17 protein-coding genes are annotated in these 20,801 nt (G+C 64.8%); 11 read left to right on the forward strand and 6 right to left on the reverse strand.

Going from position 1 to position 20,801, the window contains the following annotated elements:
- Together VGN72_00075 and VGN72_00080 are read right to left on the reverse strand one after the other, a co-directional pair.
- On the reverse strand, positions 1 to 921 hold a 921-nt coding region (locus tag VGN72_00075), incomplete at its 3' end, for a hypothetical protein (protein HEV7297731.1).
- Between the two features lie 125 nt (positions 922 to 1,046).
- Entirely contained in the window at positions 1,047 to 2,048 is a 1,002-nt protein-coding gene (locus VGN72_00080) for an AraC family transcriptional regulator (protein ID HEV7297732.1), read from the reverse strand.
- A gap of 238 nt (positions 2,049 to 2,286) precedes the next feature.
- Between VGN72_00080 and VGN72_00085 the strand changes: the two genes are divergently transcribed.
- From VGN72_00085 to VGN72_00115, 7 genes are all read left to right on the forward strand, one after another.
- Positions 2,287 to 3,198, forward strand: a complete 912-nt coding sequence (locus VGN72_00085; protein ID HEV7297733.1) for a PEP-CTERM sorting domain-containing protein — start codon at positions 2,287 to 2,289, stop codon at positions 3,196 to 3,198.
- A 119-nt stretch (positions 3,199 to 3,317) separates the two neighbouring features.
- Complete coding sequence (locus VGN72_00090; GenBank protein HEV7297734.1) at positions 3,318 to 6,569, forward strand: glycoside hydrolase family 2 TIM barrel-domain containing protein; 3,252 nt, start codon at positions 3,318 to 3,320, stop codon at positions 6,567 to 6,569.
- A gap of 14 nt (positions 6,570 to 6,583) precedes the next feature.
- Entirely contained in the window at positions 6,584 to 7,987 is a 1,404-nt protein-coding gene (locus tag VGN72_00095; protein HEV7297735.1) for a sulfatase-like hydrolase/transferase, read from the forward strand.
- A gap of 86 nt (positions 7,988 to 8,073) precedes the next feature.
- Positions 8,074 to 9,657 carry an MFS transporter gene (locus tag VGN72_00100; protein HEV7297736.1) on the forward strand — a complete coding sequence of 528 codons (1,584 nt, stop codon included), beginning with the start codon at positions 8,074 to 8,076 and terminating at the stop codon, positions 9,655 to 9,657.
- Between the two features lie 127 nt (positions 9,658 to 9,784).
- The gene (locus VGN72_00105) at positions 9,785 to 10,690 is read left to right on the forward strand and encodes a prepilin-type N-terminal cleavage/methylation domain-containing protein (protein ID HEV7297737.1); all 906 of its coding nucleotides are present in this window, start codon (positions 9,785 to 9,787) and stop codon (positions 10,688 to 10,690) included.
- 120 nt (positions 10,691 to 10,810) lie between these two features.
- Positions 10,811 to 13,186 (forward strand): alpha-L-rhamnosidase C-terminal domain-containing protein, encoded by a 2,376-nt coding sequence (locus tag VGN72_00110; protein HEV7297738.1) that lies wholly within the window; start codon positions 10,811 to 10,813, stop codon positions 13,184 to 13,186.
- 67 nt (positions 13,187 to 13,253) lie between these two features.
- Positions 13,254 to 15,584 (forward strand): family 78 glycoside hydrolase catalytic domain, encoded by a 2,331-nt coding sequence (locus VGN72_00115; GenBank protein ID HEV7297739.1) that lies wholly within the window; start codon positions 13,254 to 13,256, stop codon positions 15,582 to 15,584.
- Positions 15,585 to 15,684: 100 nt separating this feature from the next.
- Here VGN72_00115 and VGN72_00120 read toward each other — a convergent pair whose 3' ends face one another.
- The 3 genes from VGN72_00120 to VGN72_00130 form a co-directional block, all read right to left on the reverse strand.
- Positions 15,685 to 15,864 carry a hypothetical protein gene (locus tag VGN72_00120; GenBank protein ID HEV7297740.1) on the reverse strand — a complete coding sequence of 60 codons (180 nt, stop codon included), beginning with the start codon at positions 15,862 to 15,864 and terminating at the stop codon, positions 15,685 to 15,687.
- 174 nt (positions 15,865 to 16,038) lie between these two features.
- On the reverse strand, positions 16,039 to 16,236 hold the full coding sequence (locus tag VGN72_00125) for a hypothetical protein (GenBank protein ID HEV7297741.1): 198 nt from the start codon (positions 16,234 to 16,236) through the stop codon (positions 16,039 to 16,041).
- Between the two features lie 39 nt (positions 16,237 to 16,275).
- Complete coding sequence (locus tag VGN72_00130; protein HEV7297742.1) at positions 16,276 to 16,731, reverse strand: integrase core domain-containing protein; 456 nt, start codon at positions 16,729 to 16,731, stop codon at positions 16,276 to 16,278.
- Here VGN72_00130 and VGN72_00135 point away from each other — a divergent pair.
- Together VGN72_00135 and VGN72_00140 are read left to right on the forward strand one after the other, a co-directional pair.
- Complete coding sequence (locus VGN72_00135; protein HEV7297743.1) at positions 16,723 to 17,523, forward strand: sulfatase/phosphatase domain-containing protein; 801 nt, start codon at positions 16,723 to 16,725, stop codon at positions 17,521 to 17,523. The genes VGN72_00130 and VGN72_00135 overlap by 9 nt on opposite strands.
- Before the next feature lie 14 nt (positions 17,524 to 17,537).
- The gene (locus tag VGN72_00140) at positions 17,538 to 18,503 is read left to right on the forward strand and encodes a hypothetical protein (GenBank protein HEV7297744.1); all 966 of its coding nucleotides are present in this window, start codon (positions 17,538 to 17,540) and stop codon (positions 18,501 to 18,503) included.
- A gap of 259 nt (positions 18,504 to 18,762) precedes the next feature.
- Here the strand turns inward: VGN72_00140 and VGN72_00145 are convergent, their stop codons facing one another.
- Positions 18,763 to 18,927, reverse strand: coding sequence for a hypothetical protein (locus tag VGN72_00145; protein ID HEV7297745.1), 165 nt, complete (start codon positions 18,925 to 18,927; stop codon positions 18,763 to 18,765).
- 22 nt (positions 18,928 to 18,949) lie between these two features.
- Between VGN72_00145 and VGN72_00150 the strand changes: the two genes are divergently transcribed.
- Positions 18,950 to 19,972 (forward strand): sulfatase-like hydrolase/transferase, encoded by a 1,023-nt coding sequence (locus VGN72_00150; protein ID HEV7297746.1) that lies wholly within the window; start codon positions 18,950 to 18,952, stop codon positions 19,970 to 19,972.
- Between the two features lie 547 nt (positions 19,973 to 20,519).
- On the forward strand, positions 20,520 to 20,801 hold a 282-nt coding region (locus tag VGN72_00155), incomplete at its 3' end, for an ATP-binding cassette domain-containing protein (protein ID HEV7297747.1).

Below are 20,801 nucleotides of genomic sequence, written 5' to 3' on the forward strand. Positions count from 1 at the left end.
GCCCAGGATGATCGAGCTGATCGCGTCCTCGTTGGCCGGGTTGCCGCTGCCCATGTAGTAGTAGGCCAGGCTGCCCAAGTCGTGGGCCGCCACCAGCTGGTCCAGCGCCACGCTCGTGCGGGCGGCGCGGGCGAGCTCGGCGGGCGGGCAGTCGGCCTGCACGTCGAACGCGTCGCGGAACAGGGCGACGCGCTCGTCGATCGCCGCGTCGGTCACGCCGGCGCGCAGGTCGGCCAGCTCGTCGACCTCGAGGATCTCGACGTGGCCGCCGAAGGTCGCGACCTGCTGGGTCAGGTCGCTGTAGATGTCGAGCATGCCGTTGTAGTAGTGGCCCATGACGCCCAGGCGGTTGTGCTCCATCACGTGGGCGACGCGGGCGGCGGCGACCCAGTCGGCCAGCTGGCGGTCGACGTGGCCGTCGCCGTCGAGGAGCCCGGTGACCTGGTGGAACGGGACGCCGGCGCGGGCGAAGACGTTGGCGATCTCCGGCACGGGGCAGGCGCCGCAGTGGGCGAGCCACTGGCCGGTCATCGCGGTGCGGTCGCCCATCGCGTTGAACGCCGCGTAGTCGATGGCGGCGGCGGGCTGGAGGTTGAGGATGACCACCGGCACCTTGGCCCGGCGGACGACCGGCAGGACGGTGCTGGACAGCGCGTAGGTCGTCACGTGCAGGAAGATCAGATCGACGTCGGCCTGGCGGAACGCGTGGCCGGCGGCCAGGGCTTTCTCCGGCGAGTCGATCAGGCCGAGGTTCACGACCTCGACGCCCTGCTGCGGTACGGCGTCCCGCAGCTTGCGGTCGACCTGCGCCAGGTACCCCTCCAGCCGCTGCTTGAGGCCGGCGAACTGCGGCCAGTAGGCCTCCAGCCCGATCCCGAACAGGCCGACCTTCAAACGATATGTATCGGATGTGCTACCCATGGGCAATGAACTCCTGCGAACGTTGGTCAACGGCCACATGACGCGTGCTGACCGAAACAAAGATTCCCAATTCCCTGGCACGTATGTTCGTCCAACATCTTCAACATGAGCCGAGTTGATGAGCGTCAGATCACATCGGCAGAATTGCGTACGCCGCGTCGAGTGCGGTAGACGGTCGGGGGTACGCCGTTGTACCGCTTGAAGATCCGGATGAAGTTGGCATGTGAGCGGAACCCGAGGCTGTAGGCGATCGACTTCACCGGTTCGCGGCTGCCGCGGAGCAACTCGCAGGCCTCGCGGACGCGGAGCTCGACGAGGTAACGGTGCGGCGGGGTGCCGTAGCTGCGCGTGAAGATCCGGGTGAGGTGCTCGCGCGAGACGTCGTGACGTGCTGCGAGCTCGTCGACGGACCACTCGTGACGCAGGTCCCCCCGCATGGTCGCCTCGACCCGCTCGGCGAGGTTATTAATCTGCTCGGTACGCCCGACCAACGACGCCTCGGCACTGGCGTGAAGCGCCCCGAACAGATCGGCACAAAGCCGACCGGCTGCCGACGCGGAGATCTCACGGACGTGGTTGGGCTCGCGGGCCACCTGCTGAAGTTGCCGGACGATTGGATGCTGAAGCCCGAGGTCATAGAGATGTCCATAGCCCCGGATCAGCGCGCGGGCCGCATGCGCCGCCAGCTCGCCGTTGATGATCAGGCCCAGGAACTCCCAGGGCTGCGACTGTCGCCCATCGTAAGACTCCCAGAGATCTGGCTCCTCCACGAAGCGTAGGATTGCCTCGCCGGGCTGTACGCGACGAAGCTGCGTGCCGTTCCGGGGCGCCACGACGCCACCGGTTGATAGCGCAATCTTGACGACCGGACAACGGCGGACGGCCGGCTCCTGCCAGACGCTTCGGATGTTGTAATGCGATGACGTCGCAAACCCGTGCCCAAGGTAGTGGGGAGTAGCCAGTTCGGGCAGCCGGTTCCGGATGCGGAACCACGTGTAATCTACCATGCGGTACGATTCGTCGACCAGTTCGTGACTGCGGTCGGGCGGGACGAAGTCGGCGACGGCGTCCGTCGGTCGGCCTTGCTGCGACGACGGTCCCGTCGGCTGCCTTTCATGGCTCGTCATGACCATCACACCAGGTAAATGGATATCACAAATAAGCGTTTGCCTACGAATCCGCGTGGTTTATCTTAACAATCTAAGGAGAATGAAGGCAAGTCGCAGGTCACATTTGAGAAGTGCGACTTTCGAGCCTTAGCGTGAGGCGGCGGTAGCCAAGCGTGCGTGAGCGGAGCGGTGGTGTCCACGAACACATACGCGTCACGACGAATGGGGGCATTTCACATTGCGCGGAGGAGATAAGATGGCGTTAAGGACCACTTCGTTTTTGGCGGCGATTGCTGCCGTTGTTTCGACGGCTGGCTTTGCTTCGGCGGCGGTCGTCTTCAGCGACAATTTTGAGCGGGCCAACCCCGGTAACCACCTGCCGGCGAACGGCACGCTTGTCTCGGCGTGGGGCACCAGCACGGGCGTCAACCCACAGCCCTACGTTGTTAGCACGCAAGGGGCGTCGCAGGCGCAGCAGCACACGGTGGAACCCGTCACCGGTGCGATGTCGGGGGGTCAGCTCACCTCGACCGTCGGCGTGCTGCGGAATGGCCTCGTGCAGTCGACGTATAACTTTCACAACGACGCGGCGATCGTCGCGGCGGGCGGCTACACGGTCGCCTTCGACTTCCAGCGTTCGGCCAACGGTGGCTTCGTAGGCGTGTTCTTCGGGCTATCGCCTGATCAGGTCAGCGGGCAGGTCTACGCCGGCGCGCCATTCGCTCCGTATGGCGGCGCGCCGCCGGCCGTAGACGGCGTGCTCGCGGCTGACAGTGAGGCCGGCTACCTGTTTCAGAACAACTCTGGCGTCGGTCGCGTCCAGCGACACACCAAAGGTGCCGACCCGGTAAACGTCGATGGGCCGCCGGCACCGTTCGACGACGAGTTCTTCAACACTGTCGGCGTCCACAACGCGGTGATTACCGTCGCTGCCCCGTCCGGCTTTGGCGCGAGCAGCCCGCTGATCTACACGCTGTCGATCGACGGCGTTGCCGTCCCCGGCGCGGCGGTCAACACCACCAGCGACGGGGGCTTCGGCGGCATCGGGTTTTCCTCAAACGTGGCGGCGGCATTCGTCGACAACATCGTCGTCACTGCGGTCCCTGAGCCCACCACGCTTGCCACCCTGGCCGGCGTGGGGCTTATGTTCCTGCGTCGCCGTCGCTGAGCGGCGCGGCGCTTTTAGTCACTCGCTAGACGCGCACCGCCCTTGCCGGTTCACCCGGTCAGGGCGGTGCCGTCGGTGGGGCGATGCCCGTCTGATAATTGCATCCAGGAACGCCATTCATGATGCCTGCCCTCGCCGTTTACCGGTCTATGTCGCTCGTGTGCCACATGCTGTTAGCGTTGCTTCTGGGCATCAGCTCGGCCTACGGCGCCGACCTCGTGCCCGAAAGCGGCCTGAACGCCCCCAGTGATCAGGGGAAGGGAACATCGACGACCGCCCCAGCCACGACCGCACCAACCGCAATGCAGGTTGAGCCAGGTGGAATCGTTGCGGGCTTGCCGGTGATCCGACTGACGCCGCGCGACGTGATGATAACGGGCGCGCACCGTGGTCGGGTCGACCTTGCCGGGCCGTGGGATTTTAAGCACGACATCCCAAAAGATTTCGACGGACGCTTTGCCTCGATAACGCAGTGGGACAAGGCGACCGTGCCCGGTCACTTCTCGTGGCAGGGCTTCCCGGCGATGCATAAGGAATTCAATACGCCGGTCGCCTGGCACCGCACGTTCAAGGTGCCGCCGACGTGGAAGAACATGCGGGTCCGCCTGCGGTTTGAGAGCGCCGACGGGCTGTGCAAGACGTACGTGAACGGCCAACTCGTAGGCACGAGCGAGCGCGTCAACACGCCCAGCGAGTTCGACGTGACCGACGCGCTGCGCTCCGATGGGGGCGACAACGAGCTCGTCGTCACGATCGAGACGACGCTGGCGACATACTGGAGCAAGCGGACGATGGGCGGGATCGCCCGTGCCGTCTACCTTCAGGCCGTGCCGGCCGTGAACATCGCGCGGTTGCACGTCTCAACGACGCTCGGGGCGACGCCGGCGAACGTCGATGAAGTCGTGCCGGCAGTGGCGACGGCGCACGTGCGCGTCGCCAACGACTCGGCCGAACCGTTGGGCGGCCTGCACGCGCGGTTCACGATCACCGATGGCGGCTCGCAACTCGTGCCGGTGCGGTTGCGGAACTCGACGACCCCGCTACCGCCCGTGGCGGCGGGGCAGATGCTCCAGATGGCGATCCCGCTGCCGGTCGATGCGGTGCGTACCTGGAGCGCAGAGTCGCCGAGTTTGTACCACATGAAGTTCGAGTTGGTCGACCCCAAAGGCGACGTGCTGATGACCGCACAACAGCGATTCGGCTTCCGCGAGATCGATAGCCGTGGCGGCGAACTGCTTCTCAACGGCCGGCCGATCAAGTTCCGCGGCGCCAACTATCACATGACCTTCCCCGGCGAAGGATACTTCATCTCGCCAGACCGCGTTCGGAAAGACCTGGACCTGTTTCGGAACATGAACCTCAACGTGCTCCGTAGCCGACCGGTGCCGATGATCGAATACCTCGATCACTGCGACGAGATCGGCATGTACACGACCGTTGAGGGCATGTTCACCCTGATGATGTACGACAAGGGGCCGCTGAAGGACCACGGGGCAGACCCGAGCGTTGGCCCCGCGCTGCGCGAGCATCTGGCGGCGATGCTCGAGAGCACGCGATCGAGCCCGAGCATCATCACGTACGGCCTTGGCAACGAGAACCCGTACTACGACTACTTCCGCGAGGCGGCGGTGGCGACGCAGAGCGAACGCACCGGTGTGCCGCTGTTCTTCGGATCCGACGATCGCAATGGCGTCGATATCGACTTCATGGACATCAACGACGACCATTACCCGCGCGACGGTCGTTGGTCGATCGACAACCGCCACCGCATCACCGGTAAGGGCTGGAACTACCCGAGCGATCGCCCGAACATCTTCACCGAGTGGGCCCATATCGCCGCGATCAACATGAAGGAGTTCCGGTTCGACCCCGGCACGGACGACTTCTGGGGCTATCTCGCCGACCTGCACGCGAACTGGACGTACGATAACAAGCACGTCGTGGGCGGCTTTCTCTTCCTCGCTGCGCCGGAGGTGAAGACCGGCGCGACGTTCCCGTGGCGCGGGTTCTTCGACGAGTACCGCCGGCCGTACGACATGGCGTGGCACGTGAAGAAGTCTCAATCGCCGGTCCGCATCGAGGACGTGACGCTCCGCCCCGATGCCGACGACGGTCGAAAGGCATCGGTTGAGATTACGAATCGATACGATTTCCTGAACCTTCAATCGCTGGAGGCCCGTTGGGAGCAAGGCGGTCGCACGGGTGTCGTGCGGCTCGACGTGCCGCCACGTTCGACGCGTCGCGTCACGCTGCCCGTCGACCCGAACGGCGAACCGGTCGTGCTGAGGTTCGTCGAGCCGGGGGAGATGATCGTGGACCTCTACCGGCTCACGCGGGCCGACCAACGACCGTCTTCGACGTTGCCGACCGCAGCGGTGGGCGCGACGTTGACGTTGCAGCGCGGCGAGGACGGAACCGCGACCGTCACGGTCGGTGACGCGACGTTTGCCTTCGACGCTGACGGCCTGCTGGTTCGCGGTGACCTTGCCGGAAAGGCAGTGCTCGCGGGGCGGCCTGAGGTCGTCGCGCGACCGACACACTTCAGGAACTTCCAGGGCTTGCAGAAGCGCGTACTTGTCAACCAGCTCATGAAGTGGAAGGCATCAAAGGTCGACCTGACCGAAGCCGCCGATCGCGTGACGGTCACCGCAACGGGCCGCTACACGAACGCCGCCGGCACGATTGTCACCACGGTGCACGGCAGCGGTGAGGTCAACGTCGCGTATGACCTTACGTACGACGGCAACGAACCGTTCCCATGCTTCGACTGGGGTTACGCGATCCGCGTGGCACCTGAAGTGAACGAACTGCGCTGGACGCGAAACGCGCAGTGGAGCGTCTACCCGCCCGACGCGATCGGTCGTCCTCAGGGCATCGAGTGTGCCAGTGGTGACCCGCGTCACGCGGCGCAGCGGGTGGCGTACGTTGACGAGGGATTCGCCAAGGGTGGCCGCAAGCCGTGGCCGTGGTCGCAGGACTTGTTGGACGGCGTGACCAACGCGTTCCGTTCGACGAAGTTCCAGTTCATCAACGGTGGCCTTTACCGCGCCGACGGCGCAGGCGTGACCGTCGCCGGTCGACCGTCGCAGACGTTCGCTGGAAGCCAGCACCTGCGCAGCACGCCCGTCGGTGGCAACATCAGTGGTGAGATCTTCACGCGCGAGTTTTTCCCTGAGGACCTCACGGGCTACTGGCTGCAGGTCCTGGAGTATCATGGGGGGAGCAGCGAACCGCACCTGACGAAGTCGCTCCGACATGAACCGTTGACGATAGCGAAGGGCACAAAGCTATCGGGCCACGTGCGATTCGCGCTGGCCGCCGAGTCGTTGAAGGTCGATGAGTCGGTCAATCTCGCGGAGATGATGCCCTGAGCGCAGTAGGTCCAATGAGCCGATATCCGAACGTTTTGCTGATCCACAGCGACCAACACCGCTTCGACTGCGTGGGCGCGAACCAGCGATGGTGCGCGGCGGGGCCGGGCCGGCTCGCGCTGACGCCCAACCTGGATCGACTTGCCACCGACGGAGCGACGTTCGCCCACGCCTACACGCCAATCGCGCTCTGCACACCGGCGCGGGCCTCCCTGCTTACCGGCACGTGGCCAAGCCGACACGATTCCTGGGTGATCCCGAACACGCTCGGTTACCGGCCGGCCGATCCGTTGCTGCCCAACTTGTACCGGCTTGCCTCCGACGCAGGCTACCACGTCGCCCACGTCGGCAAGTATCACCAGGAACTGACGGGAACGCCGCTCAACCACGGCGCGGCGACCTTCAGCCCCGAGGACGATTACGATCGCTGGCGCCAATCACGAGGCCTGCCGCCACGGCCGATGACCAACGGGTTCTTCGGCGAGACGGACGGCGCGATTGGCGACGAGGAGTCGCGCATCTCGTGGGGCGCAACGCGGGCTATCGAGGAGATCACCAAAGCCCGCCGATCGGATCGATCGTTCTTCGTCCGATGGGACCCGAGCGAGCCGCACCTGCCCAATGTAGTGCCCGAGCCATGGGCGTCCCTCGTATCGCCGGAAGACGTGCCACCGTGGCCAAGCTTCCCCGACGAGCTCGTCGGCAAGCCGATCATGCAGCGACGGACACGGCAGCGGTGGGGCTGTGACGACTGGACGTGGTCGGACTGGCAGCCGATCGTCGCCCGGTACCTCGGCGAGATCATGCATCTTGACGCGGAGGTCGGCCGACTGCTCGCCGCGCTCGATGCGACCGAAGCTGCGAAGGACACGCTCGTGATCTACAGCACCGATCACGGCGACTTCTGCGGTGGCCACGGGATGACGGATAAGCATTACTGCGGTTACGACGACATCCTGCGCGTGCCGCTGATCGCCCGGTGGCCGGGCCGAATCGCGGGCGGCACGACGAGCGATCGGTTCGTCATTCATGAACTCGACGTCGCACGTACGCTCGCGCAAGCAATGCTGCCCGACGGCCCACCCGCGACGTTCGGCGGGCGTGATCTGTGCGACGAGCTCGCGGGGACGTCGGCCGCGCGCGACGACATCTTCAGCCAGTACAGCGGCACGCAGCAGGGCCGCTGCGACCAGCGTTACCTCCGCACCTCGCGGTTCAAGTACGTCTACTGCCCGGTGAGCGAGGACGAGCTGTACGACTTGGAAGCCGACCCGGCAGAGCTGATGAACGTCGTCGATCGACCGGACTTCGCCGGCGCACTTCAAGATTGTCGCGAGCGGATGACCCGGTGGATGCACGCCGTCGGTGACAAGCTCACCGGGCCGTTGTGGCGCTGGCCAGCTCGCACACGGCCCTGACCGAACACTTCGGAACGACCCTTCCGCCGGCGGACGAACTGTCAGAACAGCCTCGTCACAAGGGTGTGACCACAAGGAGTTAGTACATGACCACGACGACCGCGCCGCCGGAACACGAGTCGGGCACGGCGACGCCACCAGAAACCCGCGTGCCCTTGGCGACAAAGGTGGCGGCCGGGGCGGGAGAGGCGGCGATCAACATCGGCATCAACCTGCCGAAGAACTTCGCGTTCCCGATCTACAACCTGGCGCTTGGCGTCAACCCCACGCTGCTGGGCGTCGCGCTACTGCTGCCACGAATGTGGGACGCGGTGATCGACCCTGTGATGGGCACGATCAGCGACAACACGCGCTCCCGCTGGGGCCGGCGCCGGCCGTACATGCTCGTGGGCGCGCTGCTGTCGGCGGCGTGCATCCTGCTGCTCTGCCTGATCCCGCGCGGCCTCAACACCAGCGCGTGGGGCAGCGAACCGTTCAGCTTCATCGTCACGGCTCCCCGGGGCGACTGGCTCTACGCGGGCTACCTCACGCTCACGAGCATCATCTTCTACACCGCTCTGACGCTCTTCAGCGTGCCCTACGGCGCGCTGACGATGGAACTGACCAGCGACTACCGCGAGCGCACGCGCGTCATGAGTTGGCGGACGTTCTTCACCTACCTCAGCGGGTTCCTGACCGCCTGGCTCTACGCGATTGCCGAGTGGGACATCTTCAAGGACGCGGCCGGGAACAAGGATGTGCTTAAGGGCACAATGGCAGTGGGCATACTGCTGCTCGTCGTGATGCTGGCGGCAACGCTCGCGCCGACGTTACTCGTGAGAGAGCCCCGCGTCGCCGCCCCGACGAAGGCGCAGGAGACCGAGCCAAAGGTCGGTTTCTGGGCGCAGATGCGCCAAACGTTTACGGAGCCAGCCTTCCTGCTGATCGTCGCCAGTTATACGGTGGGGTTCCTGGGCGTAATCATGGTCATCGGTCTGGGGCTCTACATTGCGATCTATCACACGTACGGTGGGGACCGCGGCACGGGGAGCGTCGTGCAAGCGTGGTCGCAGACGCTGGCCGCGCTCGTCGGCATCGTTACGGTGTTCGCGATCAACCGCGTCGCCGGGCGGCTGGAGAAGCGGACGACGCTGGTGATCTGCTTGAGCATCTCGTTCGTCGGCGGGCTGTCGAGCTGGTGGCTCTACGATCCGTCGCTGCCGACGTGGAACCTGATCGGCTGGCTCCCGGGCGACGCGCGGTGGCCGTTCCACCCGCTTGCGTTTAGCACCGCCCTCATTTGGCCTGGGCTGGCCGGGCTGCTGGTGATGAGCAATTCGATGATCGCCGACGTGTGCGACCTCGACGAACTGCGCACCGGGCGACGTCGCGAGGCGACGTACTGGGCGGTGTTCAACTGGGTTCAGAAGAGCGCCATCAGCTTGGCGTTGCTGTTCAGCGGCACGATCTTGGACGCGATCGGCTTCGTGAGCGGCGCCGACAAGCAGCCGGACTCGGTAATCACCAACATGCGGTTGGCATTCGCAGTAGTCGTTTGCGGGGGCGTAGGCATCGCAGCGGTACTGGCGGCGTCCATCCCCTTAAGCCGTGCCCGTCTGGCCCAAACGCACGTGGCGCTTGCCGCCAGGCGCAACCTCAAGGCTGGAAAACCTGACGGAACGATCACGTAGGTCACATGGCGCAAAGGAATGCCACATAATGCTGATTGCCGCCGATAATTGACGGTATAGAGTTATCACATCTTAACTGCTGCCCGCGGCAGTCGACACGTCAACACCCACGGAACCGGAGGTTCTCATGTCTCGAATTCACGCCCGTAGCGGCTTCACGCTCGTTGAGCTGCTCGTGGTGATCGGCATCATCGGACTGTTGATCTCAATCCTGCTACCCGCGCTGAACAAGGCCCGTGCGGCGAGCCAATCGCTGAAGTGCCTGAGCAACCTTCGGCAAATCACCGCGGCGTACATCATGTACTCCACCGAGAACAAGGGCAATAGCGTCTACATCTTCGGCAACCCCGCTGGCGGTGGGTACGTGATGAACGCGCTGACCGAGACGAAGTACCTGAACATGCAGGGTGACAGCAAGATACCCTACTGCCCGGCGGCCGTGGAGGATGGCACCACGACGACGCGCTACGGCATCGGCGCTGGCAACGGGTCGTTCGTCGGTGCTCAGAACGCCGCCTGGTACCGCAACTACGATGTCGGCGCTCAGAACTTCAAGGCCGGTGGCAGCTTCACCTTCAACGGTTGGGTTGTTTACAAGAAGGCACGGAACCCGGGTCAGAACACCGCAGGTGACAACATCGTCGCGGACATGCTCGTCCCGACGTCGCCCCAGTTGCCCCCCGCTGGCTCGCAGATGTTCTACGACAAGATCGTTCGCGCCCGGCGGTCCGTCGAGACGCCGTTGATCGGCGACGGCGTCTGGAGCGAGGCGTTCGCCCTCGAGAAGACCAATCTCGCGACCACGACGATTGATCCGTTTCGCAATGCCGTCGGTAAGGGTTCCAGCGGTGACAATTCGGACGGCCAGATCAACCGGTACTACGTTGCTCGGCATCCGCGCCAGTCGATGAACATGGCGTTTCTCGACGGCCATGCCGAGACCGTGTCGAACCTGACGCACCTCTGGCGGATGCCACACCACGCTTCGTGGGACGTAGACCGCGTGCCGGCCTACATCAGGGCCAAATGGTAGACGAACACAGCGACGCCGACGCGTCCCCCTCGGGCGCGTCGGCGTCGTTGCATGCCGATTTCGGGCTTGAACAAGTCAATCAATGCCACCCGTCCGTGCCGTGGGACGATGGAGTCTCGCATGTTTCACCCGCTCGACCCGCTCGACCCTCGCGAACTTGTCGCGCCTCGATCGCCTGGGCCGCGACCGACATGCGAGGCGGGCGATGCCAGTGCTCGTGTAGCCTCCCGCGACGACTGGGGCGACGCTCGATGGATCGTCCCGGCCGAGCCGATCGCCGCTGGCGAGTGGGCGTGCTTCCGCAATGTCTTCACCATCGAAGCGCCGCTGCAAACCGCGCGGCTCCGCGTGGCCTGCGACAGCAAATACTGGCTCTGGCTCGACGGTCGGCTCGTCGTCTACGAGGGGCAGCTGAAGCGCGGACCGACCCCCTCAGACACCTACTTCGACGAGCTTGAACTTCCCGATGCGCTCGACGCTGGCGAGCACACGATCGCGGTGCTCGTCTGGTACTTTGGCAAGCATGGCTTCTCTCACAACAGTAGCGGCCGGTGTGGGCTGATCCTTCAGCTTGGCGACGCCAACTCGGCCTCGGAGACGGGCCAATCGACCGGAAGCGTGAGCGGTGAACATTGGCGGTCGATCCGACACCCCGCGTACTCGGCGGGCGTCGACCCGGTGCCGAACTACAGGCTGGCTGAGCCGAACGTCACGTTCGACGCGCGGCTCGAGCCGGCGCACTGGCATGATCCGCTGTTCAACGATGCGCGTTGGCCAGCAGCTGTCGACGCCGGCGCGCCACCGGCGGCACCCTGGGGCCGAATCATCCGGCGTCCGGTGCCGATGTTTCGCAACCATGGGGAGTCGACGCTCCTCGCGCCACCGCAGCCGCTCGTGTCGTCCGGCGAGCCCATCGTCTGTCCGCTACCCTTCAACTGCCACGCCCATCCCACGTTAGAGATCGATGCGCCTGCCGACGGGCTGGTGATCGGCGTCCGCACCGATAACTACCTTGGTGGGGGCGCGCCGAACGTCCGCGCGACCTACATCACCCGCGCAGGGCGGCAGTCGTACGAATCGCTGGGCTGGATGAACGGCCACGCGCTGCACTTCGACGTGCCGGCGGGCGTGACGATCCATCGCCTCGGTTACCGCCGAACCAGCTACGCGGCCGATTGGAGCGGGCGCTTCGCATGCGATGACGAGTTGCTCAACGAGCTATACGTCAAGTCGTGCCGAACGCTCGACGTCTGCATGCGCGACACCTATATGGACTGCCCGGATCGCGAGCGGGCACAGTGGTGGGGCGATGTCGTGATCCAGATGGGCTCGGCGTTCTACGCCTGCGACGCGTTGCAAACCCCGGCGCTTGGGCGAAAGGCAATGCGGGAACTGGTTGCCTGGCAGCGCGACGACGCGACGCTTTACTCACCCGTCCCCGCCGGCATGCCTCGGCCGGGCCGAGAGGAGGCAGACCGACTTGCGGGCTGCTGGGACTTCGAACTGCCGGCTCAGATGCTCGCCAGCATCGGCACGTACGGGTTCTGGACCTACTACCGCTATACCGGCGACATCGCCGCAATCGCCGAGGTGTATCCTGCCGTGCGGCGGTATCTCGCGATCTGGCGACTGGACGACCGAACCCACATCCTCGAACCCCGCGCGGGTGGCTGGGACTGGGTCGACTGGGGCGCCAACGTCGACGCCCCCGTATCGATCAACGCCTGGTACGCCCTGGCTTTGGTCGCCGCGGCCGATATGGCGGACCTGCTCTGCCTGCACGAAGACGCTGCAGGCTACCGCACGCTACACCGCAAACTACGCGCCGGTTTTCAGGCCGCGTTCTGGCGCGGTGACCACTTCCGCGGTGACGAAACCCTCCCGCTGCCCGACGACCGCGCGCAGGCGATGGCCGTTCTCGCCGGTTTCGTCGGCCGGTCCCAACGCGAAGGCGTCCTCGCGGTGCTGGACACCCAGCGCCATGCCGGGCCGTACATGGAAAAGTACATCGTCGAAGCGTTGTTCAAGCTAGGGGATTCGACGGCGGCGCTCAGGCGGCTTACCGAGCGTTATGCCGAGCAACTCGTTGGCGAGATATCGACGCTCTGGGAAGGGTGGAGCATAGGCGACGCCACCTGGGGCGGTGGAACCTACAACCACGCATGGTCGGGTGGCGCGATCACGCTGCTCCAGCAATACGTCGCCGGGATCGAACCGATCACGCCCGGCTTCGCCCGGTTCCGCGCCGCCCCGCAACTCGGCCCGCTTCGCTCGCTTCGTTCGACGGTGCAAACGCCGATCGGTGAGATTCGCGTGGCTATCGACCTTGATGAGGGTAGTGCCGTCCTCCATGTCCCTGTCGGCAGCGTTGCAGAGTTCCGATTCAGCGGCATCAGGAAGACGCTGTCGGCCGGTTCGCACCGGGTTTCCCTGCCTGATACGTCACACCCGCGCGTAGTGGCAACGCGCTTCACCGAAGAGCGCAGTGGTGGATGAGCGATCGCCAATGCACAGTCCGACCGCTAATCGTTCAGTCTCGAAGAACTTTCCAAACTCACCAACCATGCTGATTGCAAATCCAGATGTGTTCGCACTAGCCCGTTGGATCTCATCGCCATCGTCACAGGTGGGCAGCGGACCAACACCGCTCTTCCGCCGCGCCTTCCGACTGAGCGCGGTGCCAACCAGCGCCACGCTCCGCGTCTGCGGCCTCGGTCAGTTTGAGTCGCGCGTTAACAGTGCACGCGTTGGCGACGATGTGCTGGCACCCGGCTGGACGAACTATCGCAAGACCTGCCTCTACCTCACGCGCGACGTCACGACACTGCTCCGCACAGGCGATAACGTGCTGGCAATCCAACTCGGTAACGGCATGTACCACGTCCCCGGCGGCCGGTACGCAAAGTTCGTGGCGTCGTTCGGTCCACTGAAGCTAATCGCGCGGCTCGACGTGGAGCTTGCCGATGGCGGCGGGCTGACCATCGTCTCTGACGAAGCATGGCGCGTTGCGACGGGCCCGATCACGTTCTCCTGCATCTATGGTGGCGAGGACCACGATGCGCGACTGGAACCGCGCGACTGGGCTGAGCCCGGCTTTGATGACGGGGCGTGGACGCACGCCCGGATCACCGAAGGTCCCGGTGGCAAGCTGGTTGAGCAGGCGTACCCGTCAATAAGGGTCATGCAGACGTTCGCCGCGCGCAGCTTCACCAACCCCGCCGATCGCGTCCGCGTTTACGACTGCGGTCAGAACATGAGCGGCCGGCCCGCCCTGACCATTCGTGCCACCCGGCCTGGCGCGACGGTGACGCTCGCGACCGGTGAACAGCTCGACGCCGACGGTCGTGTGTCGCAGGTGAATACCGGCACGCCCGTCACGTTCACATACACGTCCGATGGCCGCGCGGCGCGGTGGGCACCGCAGTTCGCGCTCACCGGTTTCCGTTACGTCGAGGCGACCGGTGACGTCGACCAGATCGAACGCATCGAAGGTGAGTTCGTCCACTGCTCCGCCAGCGTCGTCGGCGACTTCGCGTGTTCGAACGGCCTGCTCAACCGCACGCACGCGCTGATCCTCGCTGCGATCAAGAGTAACACGCACAGCGTCTTCACCGACTGCCCGCACCGCGAAAAACTCGGCTGGCTAGAGGTGCCGCATTTGATGGGCCCGTCGATCCTCTACAACCTCGGCGTCGCGCCGCTGTTCGAGAAGATGCTGGCCGACATCCGGGATGCCCAGCACGCCGACGGATGCGTGCCGACGATTGCGCCGCAGTTCACCGTCTTCGAGCCACCCGACGGCACGCTGTTCAACGACTCGCCCGAGTGGGGCGCCGCTTGCGTGCTCGCGCCGTGGTTTGTCTACCGCCACACTGGCGACGTCACGATCGTACGCGACAATTACGAGACAATGTGCCGCTTCGTCGATTACATCGCATCCCGCGCCGGCCCCGATGGCATCGTCGCCTACGGCCTGGGCGACTGGTACGACATCGGTCCAGGTGAACCCGGGTACGGCAAGAACACCACGCTTGGCGTCACCGCCACCGCGGTGTTCGCCCAGTGCCTGCAGGCAATCACCCGCTTCGCCCGACTGCTCGGGCAGGACGACGACGCGATACACTTCGACCGACGCTTCGCAGCCGTGCGGGAGGCCTTTAACGCGCGCTTCTTCGATGCCAACGCTGGCCATTACGATCGCGGCAGTCAGACGGCGCAGGCGATGCCGCTGGCGATCGGCCTCGTTCCGCCCGGTGACCGACAGCGGGTGCTGGACACGCTCGTCGCCGACGTCCGGGCCCATCGCAATCACATTACCGCCGGTGATATCGGCTACCGCTACGTGCTGGCTGCGCTGGCGGAGGCGGGTCGGTCCGACGTGATCTTCGATATGCTCTCGCGCACCGATGCGCCGAGTTACGGCGCCCAACTTGCCACGGGCGCGACGACGTTGACGGAAGCCTGGGACGCCAACCCACGCAGCTCGCTCAACCACATGATGCTCGGCCACGCGGCGGAATGGTTCTTCCGCTACCTCGCCGGTATCCGGATCGATCTGGCCGCCACCGACGGCGCGCCGCAGGTGGTCATCGATCCGCACGCTGTCGGCGACGTCGCCTGGTGCCGCGCCCATCACGACGTACCCGCCGGACGAATCGCGGTCGCATGGGAACGGCACGGCGATCGCGTTACCGTCCGCGCGACGCTACCACCGGGTCTCCGCGCTGCCGCCTGGCGCAAAGGTAGACCTGAACCGCTGGACGCGGGCTGCCAAACGTTCGAAATACCGATTGATGGGCGAGCCGCTCAAATGCGGCGGCAAAGTATGGTGGCAACGGAAGCCACCGAACCTTCGGAAATAGTGGCTGCCGGCAGGCCCACCGAGCGAGCCTGAACGAGGCACGGCGGGAGCTGGCCAGGCGCCCGACTTATCGCGCGCGGAACGCCCGTCGGTGCGGCCGCCGACAAATGGCGATGAGCAGGTTCGCCGTCCCTTATGACGCCAGTTCGAGCACGATGCGGGCGATGTACTCTTGAAGCAGGTTGAGTTGATACGAGCGACTGTTGGTCGGCGCGATGTCGAAGCCGAGTTGCAGCAATTCGGCATTGTTCGAATCGAACATCCACAGCGCCGCCATAGATACGTTGCGCGTCTTTCGCGATAACGGTCGCAACGAATTGAGCTACCTTGTCACGCAGTCGATTGAGTATGTCCCCGGCTGCATTTCATGGGATTCACGAGGATCAGCAAGCTGATGGTGCCGATTGACGAGTTCCGAGATCGGTGGGATAATAAGGCTTTCCAACATGGCTGAACCGCCCAATGTATTATTCATAATCGCCGACGATCACGCGGCAAGGTTTCTCGGCGGCGTGACGAGCACGCAGGTGATCACACCAAACCTATCGAAGCTCGCAGCGCGGGGCACCTGCTTCACGACGGCGATGAACATGGGGTCGATGCACGCGGCCGTGTGTGCGCCCAGTAGGGCGATGCTGCACACCGGTCGTTCGTTGTGGCGGACCGGTGTGTACAGACCGGACACATAGGTGACACCTGTCCCGGGACATGGTTGACACTGGCCTCAGGGTCGCACCAGTCTCACGCTGGCGTCTCTCGTGTCCAGTTTGGCGATCGCGAAGCGGCTGAAGTAGACGTCGTGCAGGCCGTCGATCGCCGTCGCGCGGAGCGCGACGCGGCGGCCGGCGAAGGCTTCGCTGAGCTTGTACGTCTTGCCCCCAAGGCTCAGCTGGCCCACCGGGTTCAGGCTGCGCACCACGTCGCCGGCGCCATAGTCGGGCGGCTCGATCGTCGCGGGCAGCCGTCGCTCGCTCATTGTGTAACGGCTCGCGGGCGTGGCCATCGCCAGCGCCTCGTGCGGCCGGACGTGGTTGTACATCTCCCGCCAAGGGTCGAAGCAGGCCTGCGCGTCATCGAGGTCCCGCAGCTGACGATGCTGCAGCAGCTCGACCTTGAGCGTCTTGTGAAAGCGTTCCTCCTTGCCCTGGGTTTGGGGGTGATACGGACGACCATGGCTCACCGCGATGTCCAGGCCGTCGCGCTCCATGCGCCACACGACCCCAGACAGGCGCCTCAGGCCTGGCTCGACCGGTTTGACGACGACTCGATTGAGTTGCCCCCCAACGTTCTCCCCTGTCATCCGTTCGGTGTTGCGGACGGCATCCGTGACGAAACGCTGGCCCCTTACCCTCGCACCCCTCAAGCGATACGTCTGCACCGCAAAGAGTACTTTGCTATTCTCGGACACCTTGACGAGCAGATCGGACGCATCTTTGGCGCGCTACGCGCGCTCGATCTGGAACGGGAAACCATCATCGTTCACACCGCCGATCACGGCATCTCGCTTGGCGAACATGGGCTCATGGGCAAGCAGAGTCTTTATGAGCACGCGGTACGAGTGCCGCTGATCCTAGCCGGCCCCGGCATCGGCGCGGGTCGGAGGTCAGCGGTGCCGACGCTGATGCAGGCAATTCACCCCACGCTGTGTGACTTGGCTGGGATTCCACCGGCCGACACGGTCGAGCTAGCAAGCCTCAAGCCGGAATTGGACGGCAACGTCCGATCCTCGCCCGATGCGCTTCTACTTGCCTACGGGGAAACTCAGCGGGCCATCCGCACCGACACTAATAAGCTGATCGTGTATCCCGTTCTCGGGCAGACCGAGCTGTTCGATTTGGCTGCCGATCCTTGGGAGGTGCAGAATCTCGCTGAAATGCCCGCATACGCAACGATCCGTCGCCAACTCGAGCAACAACTTGCGACGTTGCGTCAAGAGTTTTCCGATCCCACGCTAGAACAACGTTCCGCGTAGCCCAAGGTGAAGCCATGGAACACATCATCCTCGACACCGACCTGGGCGGCGACGTTGACGACCTGGGCGCGCTGGCGGTGTTGCACACGCTCCTCGCGGACGGACTTTGCAAGTTGCTCGGCGTGATGAGCGTCACGCCGCAGAGCGGAGCGGTGGAAGCGATAGTCGCAACCAATCGCTTCTTCGATGGCGGAGATATCCCGGTAGGGCGGCCACCGTGGGAGATGCGGTCCGAAGGCAGCTACGCCGACGCGGTGGCGCAGGCCGCGCAAGTATCCCTGGACATGCGGGACGTGCCGCTGTCGACCGCGCTCTACCGCCGGTTGCTGGCCGATGCGGCAGATGCTTCGGTAACGATCGCGACCATCGGCCCGTTATTTCTGCTCGATCAGCTTCTCGCGTCACCCGCCGACGCCGTCACAAAGTTGACGGGCTCACAGCTCGTGAAAACAAAGGTGAAGCGTGTGGTGATGATGGGGGGCTTCCACCACAGTGCCACCACGAAGCCGGAGACGAACTTCGCCGCCTGGGGCGTGCGGGGTGTGACGGCGCGCGTTTTGGCGACGCTGGAGTGTCCGGTCGAACTTTGCACGTTCGAGCTCGGCGCGATCGAGCACGGTTACGGCACCGGCGAACGGCTGGCGGAATTGCCCTTGTCCCACCCAGTGCGGGTTGGGTACGACCACTTCTTCGCCCACCCTCCCTGGTGGGTCAAAGGCGGCGCAACCCTCAACCGCCCCTGGTCGATCTGGGACCAAATCACGGTCCTGCACGCGGCGTTACCCAACAACCCTTGGCTCGACACTTCGTGGGACGAGTGCTGCCGCGTCGACCCGGCGGGCGGTACCACGTGGGCGCCGCGCGCCTCACGGCCCGCATCGCATGGTCGGCTCGTTAACCGGCTATCCCCGCGATCGCTAGCCACCGACGTGATCGAGCCGCTGATGTTGGGTCGGTTGCCCGATGGCTTCCGTGAGTAATTCGGTCAACGCGACGGAACGTCGGGTCGTTCGACTTTGTCACGATCGCACTCATCCGATGCCAGATCCCAACCTCCTGTTGATCTACGTTGACCAGATGCGGTTTGATGCGCTTGGCTGCGCTGGGAACCAGGAGGTCCTCACGCCTCACCTCGACGCACTGGCGTCGCGGGGCGTGCGGTTCTCACATTGCTTTGTGCAGCACCCCTTGTGCATGCCATCCCGCTACAGCATGCTGAGCGGGCGATACCCATCGAGCTTAGGCGTGACGCACATGGGCGTGCCCGTGCCCGACGATGCCGAGGTGTTGCCGCGGATGCTCCGCCGCCACGGCTACGCCACCGCGCAGATCGGCAAGCTCCACTTTCTGCCGCACGCCAACCGCGACCACCGCGCGCCGCATCCTTCTTATGGCTTTGATCACATTGAGGTGAGTGACGAGCCAGGTGTCTACGACGACGCTTATCGAGCGTGGGTGTCAAAGGCACCATCCAGAGGAGCTTACGCACATCGCCCAAGTCGCGCACCCCCCGGCTTTCGAGCGGTGGTGCGAGGTGATGGCGATCGATGACGGCATTGACCGACCGCGTGGCTTGGACCCCTACGCGACCCGGGCCTACCCAGGTCGCGAGGAGGCAACTCACACGTCATGGGTCACCGCACGCACCGAGCATTACTTGGAACTGCGCGCCGCGGACCGGCGGCCGTCCTGCTGCATCAGCGGCTATAACAACCCGCACTCCCCGCTGATTGCCCCGCAACGGTTTTTGGACCTGTATCGTGGCCGCGCGATCGCCCCATGGTCATTCCCGCCGGAACGCGAGGCCGAGCGGCTGGCCGCGGGCATCACCGACGAGCGGCTCGTGCAAGCCAAGGTGGGCTACTACGCGATGGTCTCTGAGGTCGACGAAGCGGTGGGCCAACTCGGGCGCACCCTCGACCGGCTGGGCCTCACGGATGACACGTTGGTGGCGTTTAGAAGCGACCACGGTGAGTTTCTTGGCGAGCAGCTGCGGTGGGGCAAGGGTTACCCGGCCCCAGACTGTGTCACGCGTGTGCCACTCATCTTCGCGGGGCCCGGCGTTGAGGGTGGAGGCCGCGACGTGGACCGTGTTGCCGAAGCGGTGGACCTGATCCCTACCGTCCTCGATGCCTTCGGTCGGACCCGTCCGCCCCTGCTTGAGGGCACGTCACGCTGGGCCGAACTACAGGGGCTCGATTCCCCTGGCGACGACGGGTTCGCATTGACCGAAGACACCGCGTGGAAGGCGCTGCGCACTCCGGGACACCGCTACATCCTTCACCGAGATGGTCGTGAGGAACTGTTCGACGTTCGGGCCCCCTTTGGCGAGTGCCGAGACATCAGCGCAGATGCGGGGGCAACGCAGGTCCTAGCTCGCCTGCGTCACCACTTGTTGACTCGCTTGTTCGCCAAAGAACGAGCATTGCCGCGGGCCTGGCCTTATTGATGTTTGCCCGCAGGTCGAACTAGGCGGGGGTTGGGCACCCCGAACGCCTATACTGATCATGTCTTGCTTGGTGTTTCGAAAAAGCCGCGGCACGCCGCACGGGCCAGCCAATCGGTTTCTTCTTTGTGGCGGGTAAATCCCGCGGTTGAGAACGTGGGGCGGCATGACCGTCAGCCGTCATCGACAGAACAAGGGGTCGTGGGCAATCGGCGGGGGGGCTCAAATGTCTGACGCTGGCACTCCTGCCCGTCCGCGCCCGCGGCTCCGCTTGACCATCCCTGGGCGCGAGGCGGGCGTTCGGGCGACGTTTGGACGCCAGCGCCGCATGTCGTAGACTGTGAATGCGAATCCGCAAGGGCGATTGGTCCCGTGAAGGTGACGTCCTGAGGCTTGATAGGAGAGTAGACCCGTGGCTGTGACGATGAAGCAGGTGGCCGAGCGGGCGGGCGTCTCGACCCCGGTGGTCAGCATGGTGCTGAGCGGCGCTGGCGTTCAACTTCTTCGGTGACGGTGTCCGGGACGCCGCCGACCCGCACGCGGAGGACGCATGAGCACCGCAGCGGCACATGACAACGTGTTGGAAGTGCGCAACCTCCAAGTCGAGTTCCGCTCGATCACCGGCGTCACCCAAGCCGTGCGCGGGATCTCGTTCGACCTGCGCCGTGGCAAGACGCTGGCGATCGTCGGTGAGAGCGGCAGCGGGAAGAGCGTGACGAGCTACAGCATCCTGCGGCTCATCCAGCGGCCTGGCCGCATTACCGGCGGCAGCATCACGTTTTATCCCGCCACCGGCCCGTCGGTCGATCTCGCAGGGCTGCGCGATGACGAT

This window comes from Tepidisphaeraceae bacterium, from assembly GCA_035998445.1.
Lineage (GTDB): Bacteria > Planctomycetota > Phycisphaerae > Tepidisphaerales > Tepidisphaeraceae > DASYHQ01.

Bases quoted from the DNA above. Each gene is read 5' to 3' on its own strand.
- VGN72_00080 (HEV7297732.1), bottom strand. From the start codon at position 2,048: ATGACGAGCCATGAAAGGCAGCCGACGGGACCGTCGTCGCAGCAAGGC.
- VGN72_00085 (HEV7297733.1), top strand. From the start codon at position 2,287: ATGGCGTTAAGGACCACTTCGTTTTTGGCGGCGATTGCTGCCGTTGTT.
- VGN72_00090 (HEV7297734.1), top strand. From the start codon at position 3,318: ATGATGCCTGCCCTCGCCGTTTACCGGTCTATGTCGCTCGTGTGCCAC.
- VGN72_00095 (HEV7297735.1), top strand. From the start codon at position 6,584: ATGAGCCGATATCCGAACGTTTTGCTGATCCACAGCGACCAACACCGC.
- VGN72_00100 (HEV7297736.1), top strand. From the start codon at position 8,074: ATGACCACGACGACCGCGCCGCCGGAACACGAGTCGGGCACGGCGACG.
- VGN72_00105 (HEV7297737.1), top strand. From the start codon at position 9,785: ATGTCTCGAATTCACGCCCGTAGCGGCTTCACGCTCGTTGAGCTGCTC.
- VGN72_00110 (HEV7297738.1), top strand. From the start codon at position 10,811: ATGTTTCACCCGCTCGACCCGCTCGACCCTCGCGAACTTGTCGCGCCT.
- VGN72_00115 (HEV7297739.1), top strand. From the start codon at position 13,254: ATGCTGATTGCAAATCCAGATGTGTTCGCACTAGCCCGTTGGATCTCA.
- VGN72_00135 (HEV7297743.1), top strand. From the start codon at position 16,723: ATGGCTCACCGCGATGTCCAGGCCGTCGCGCTCCATGCGCCACACGAC.
- VGN72_00140 (HEV7297744.1), top strand. From the start codon at position 17,538: ATGGAACACATCATCCTCGACACCGACCTGGGCGGCGACGTTGACGAC.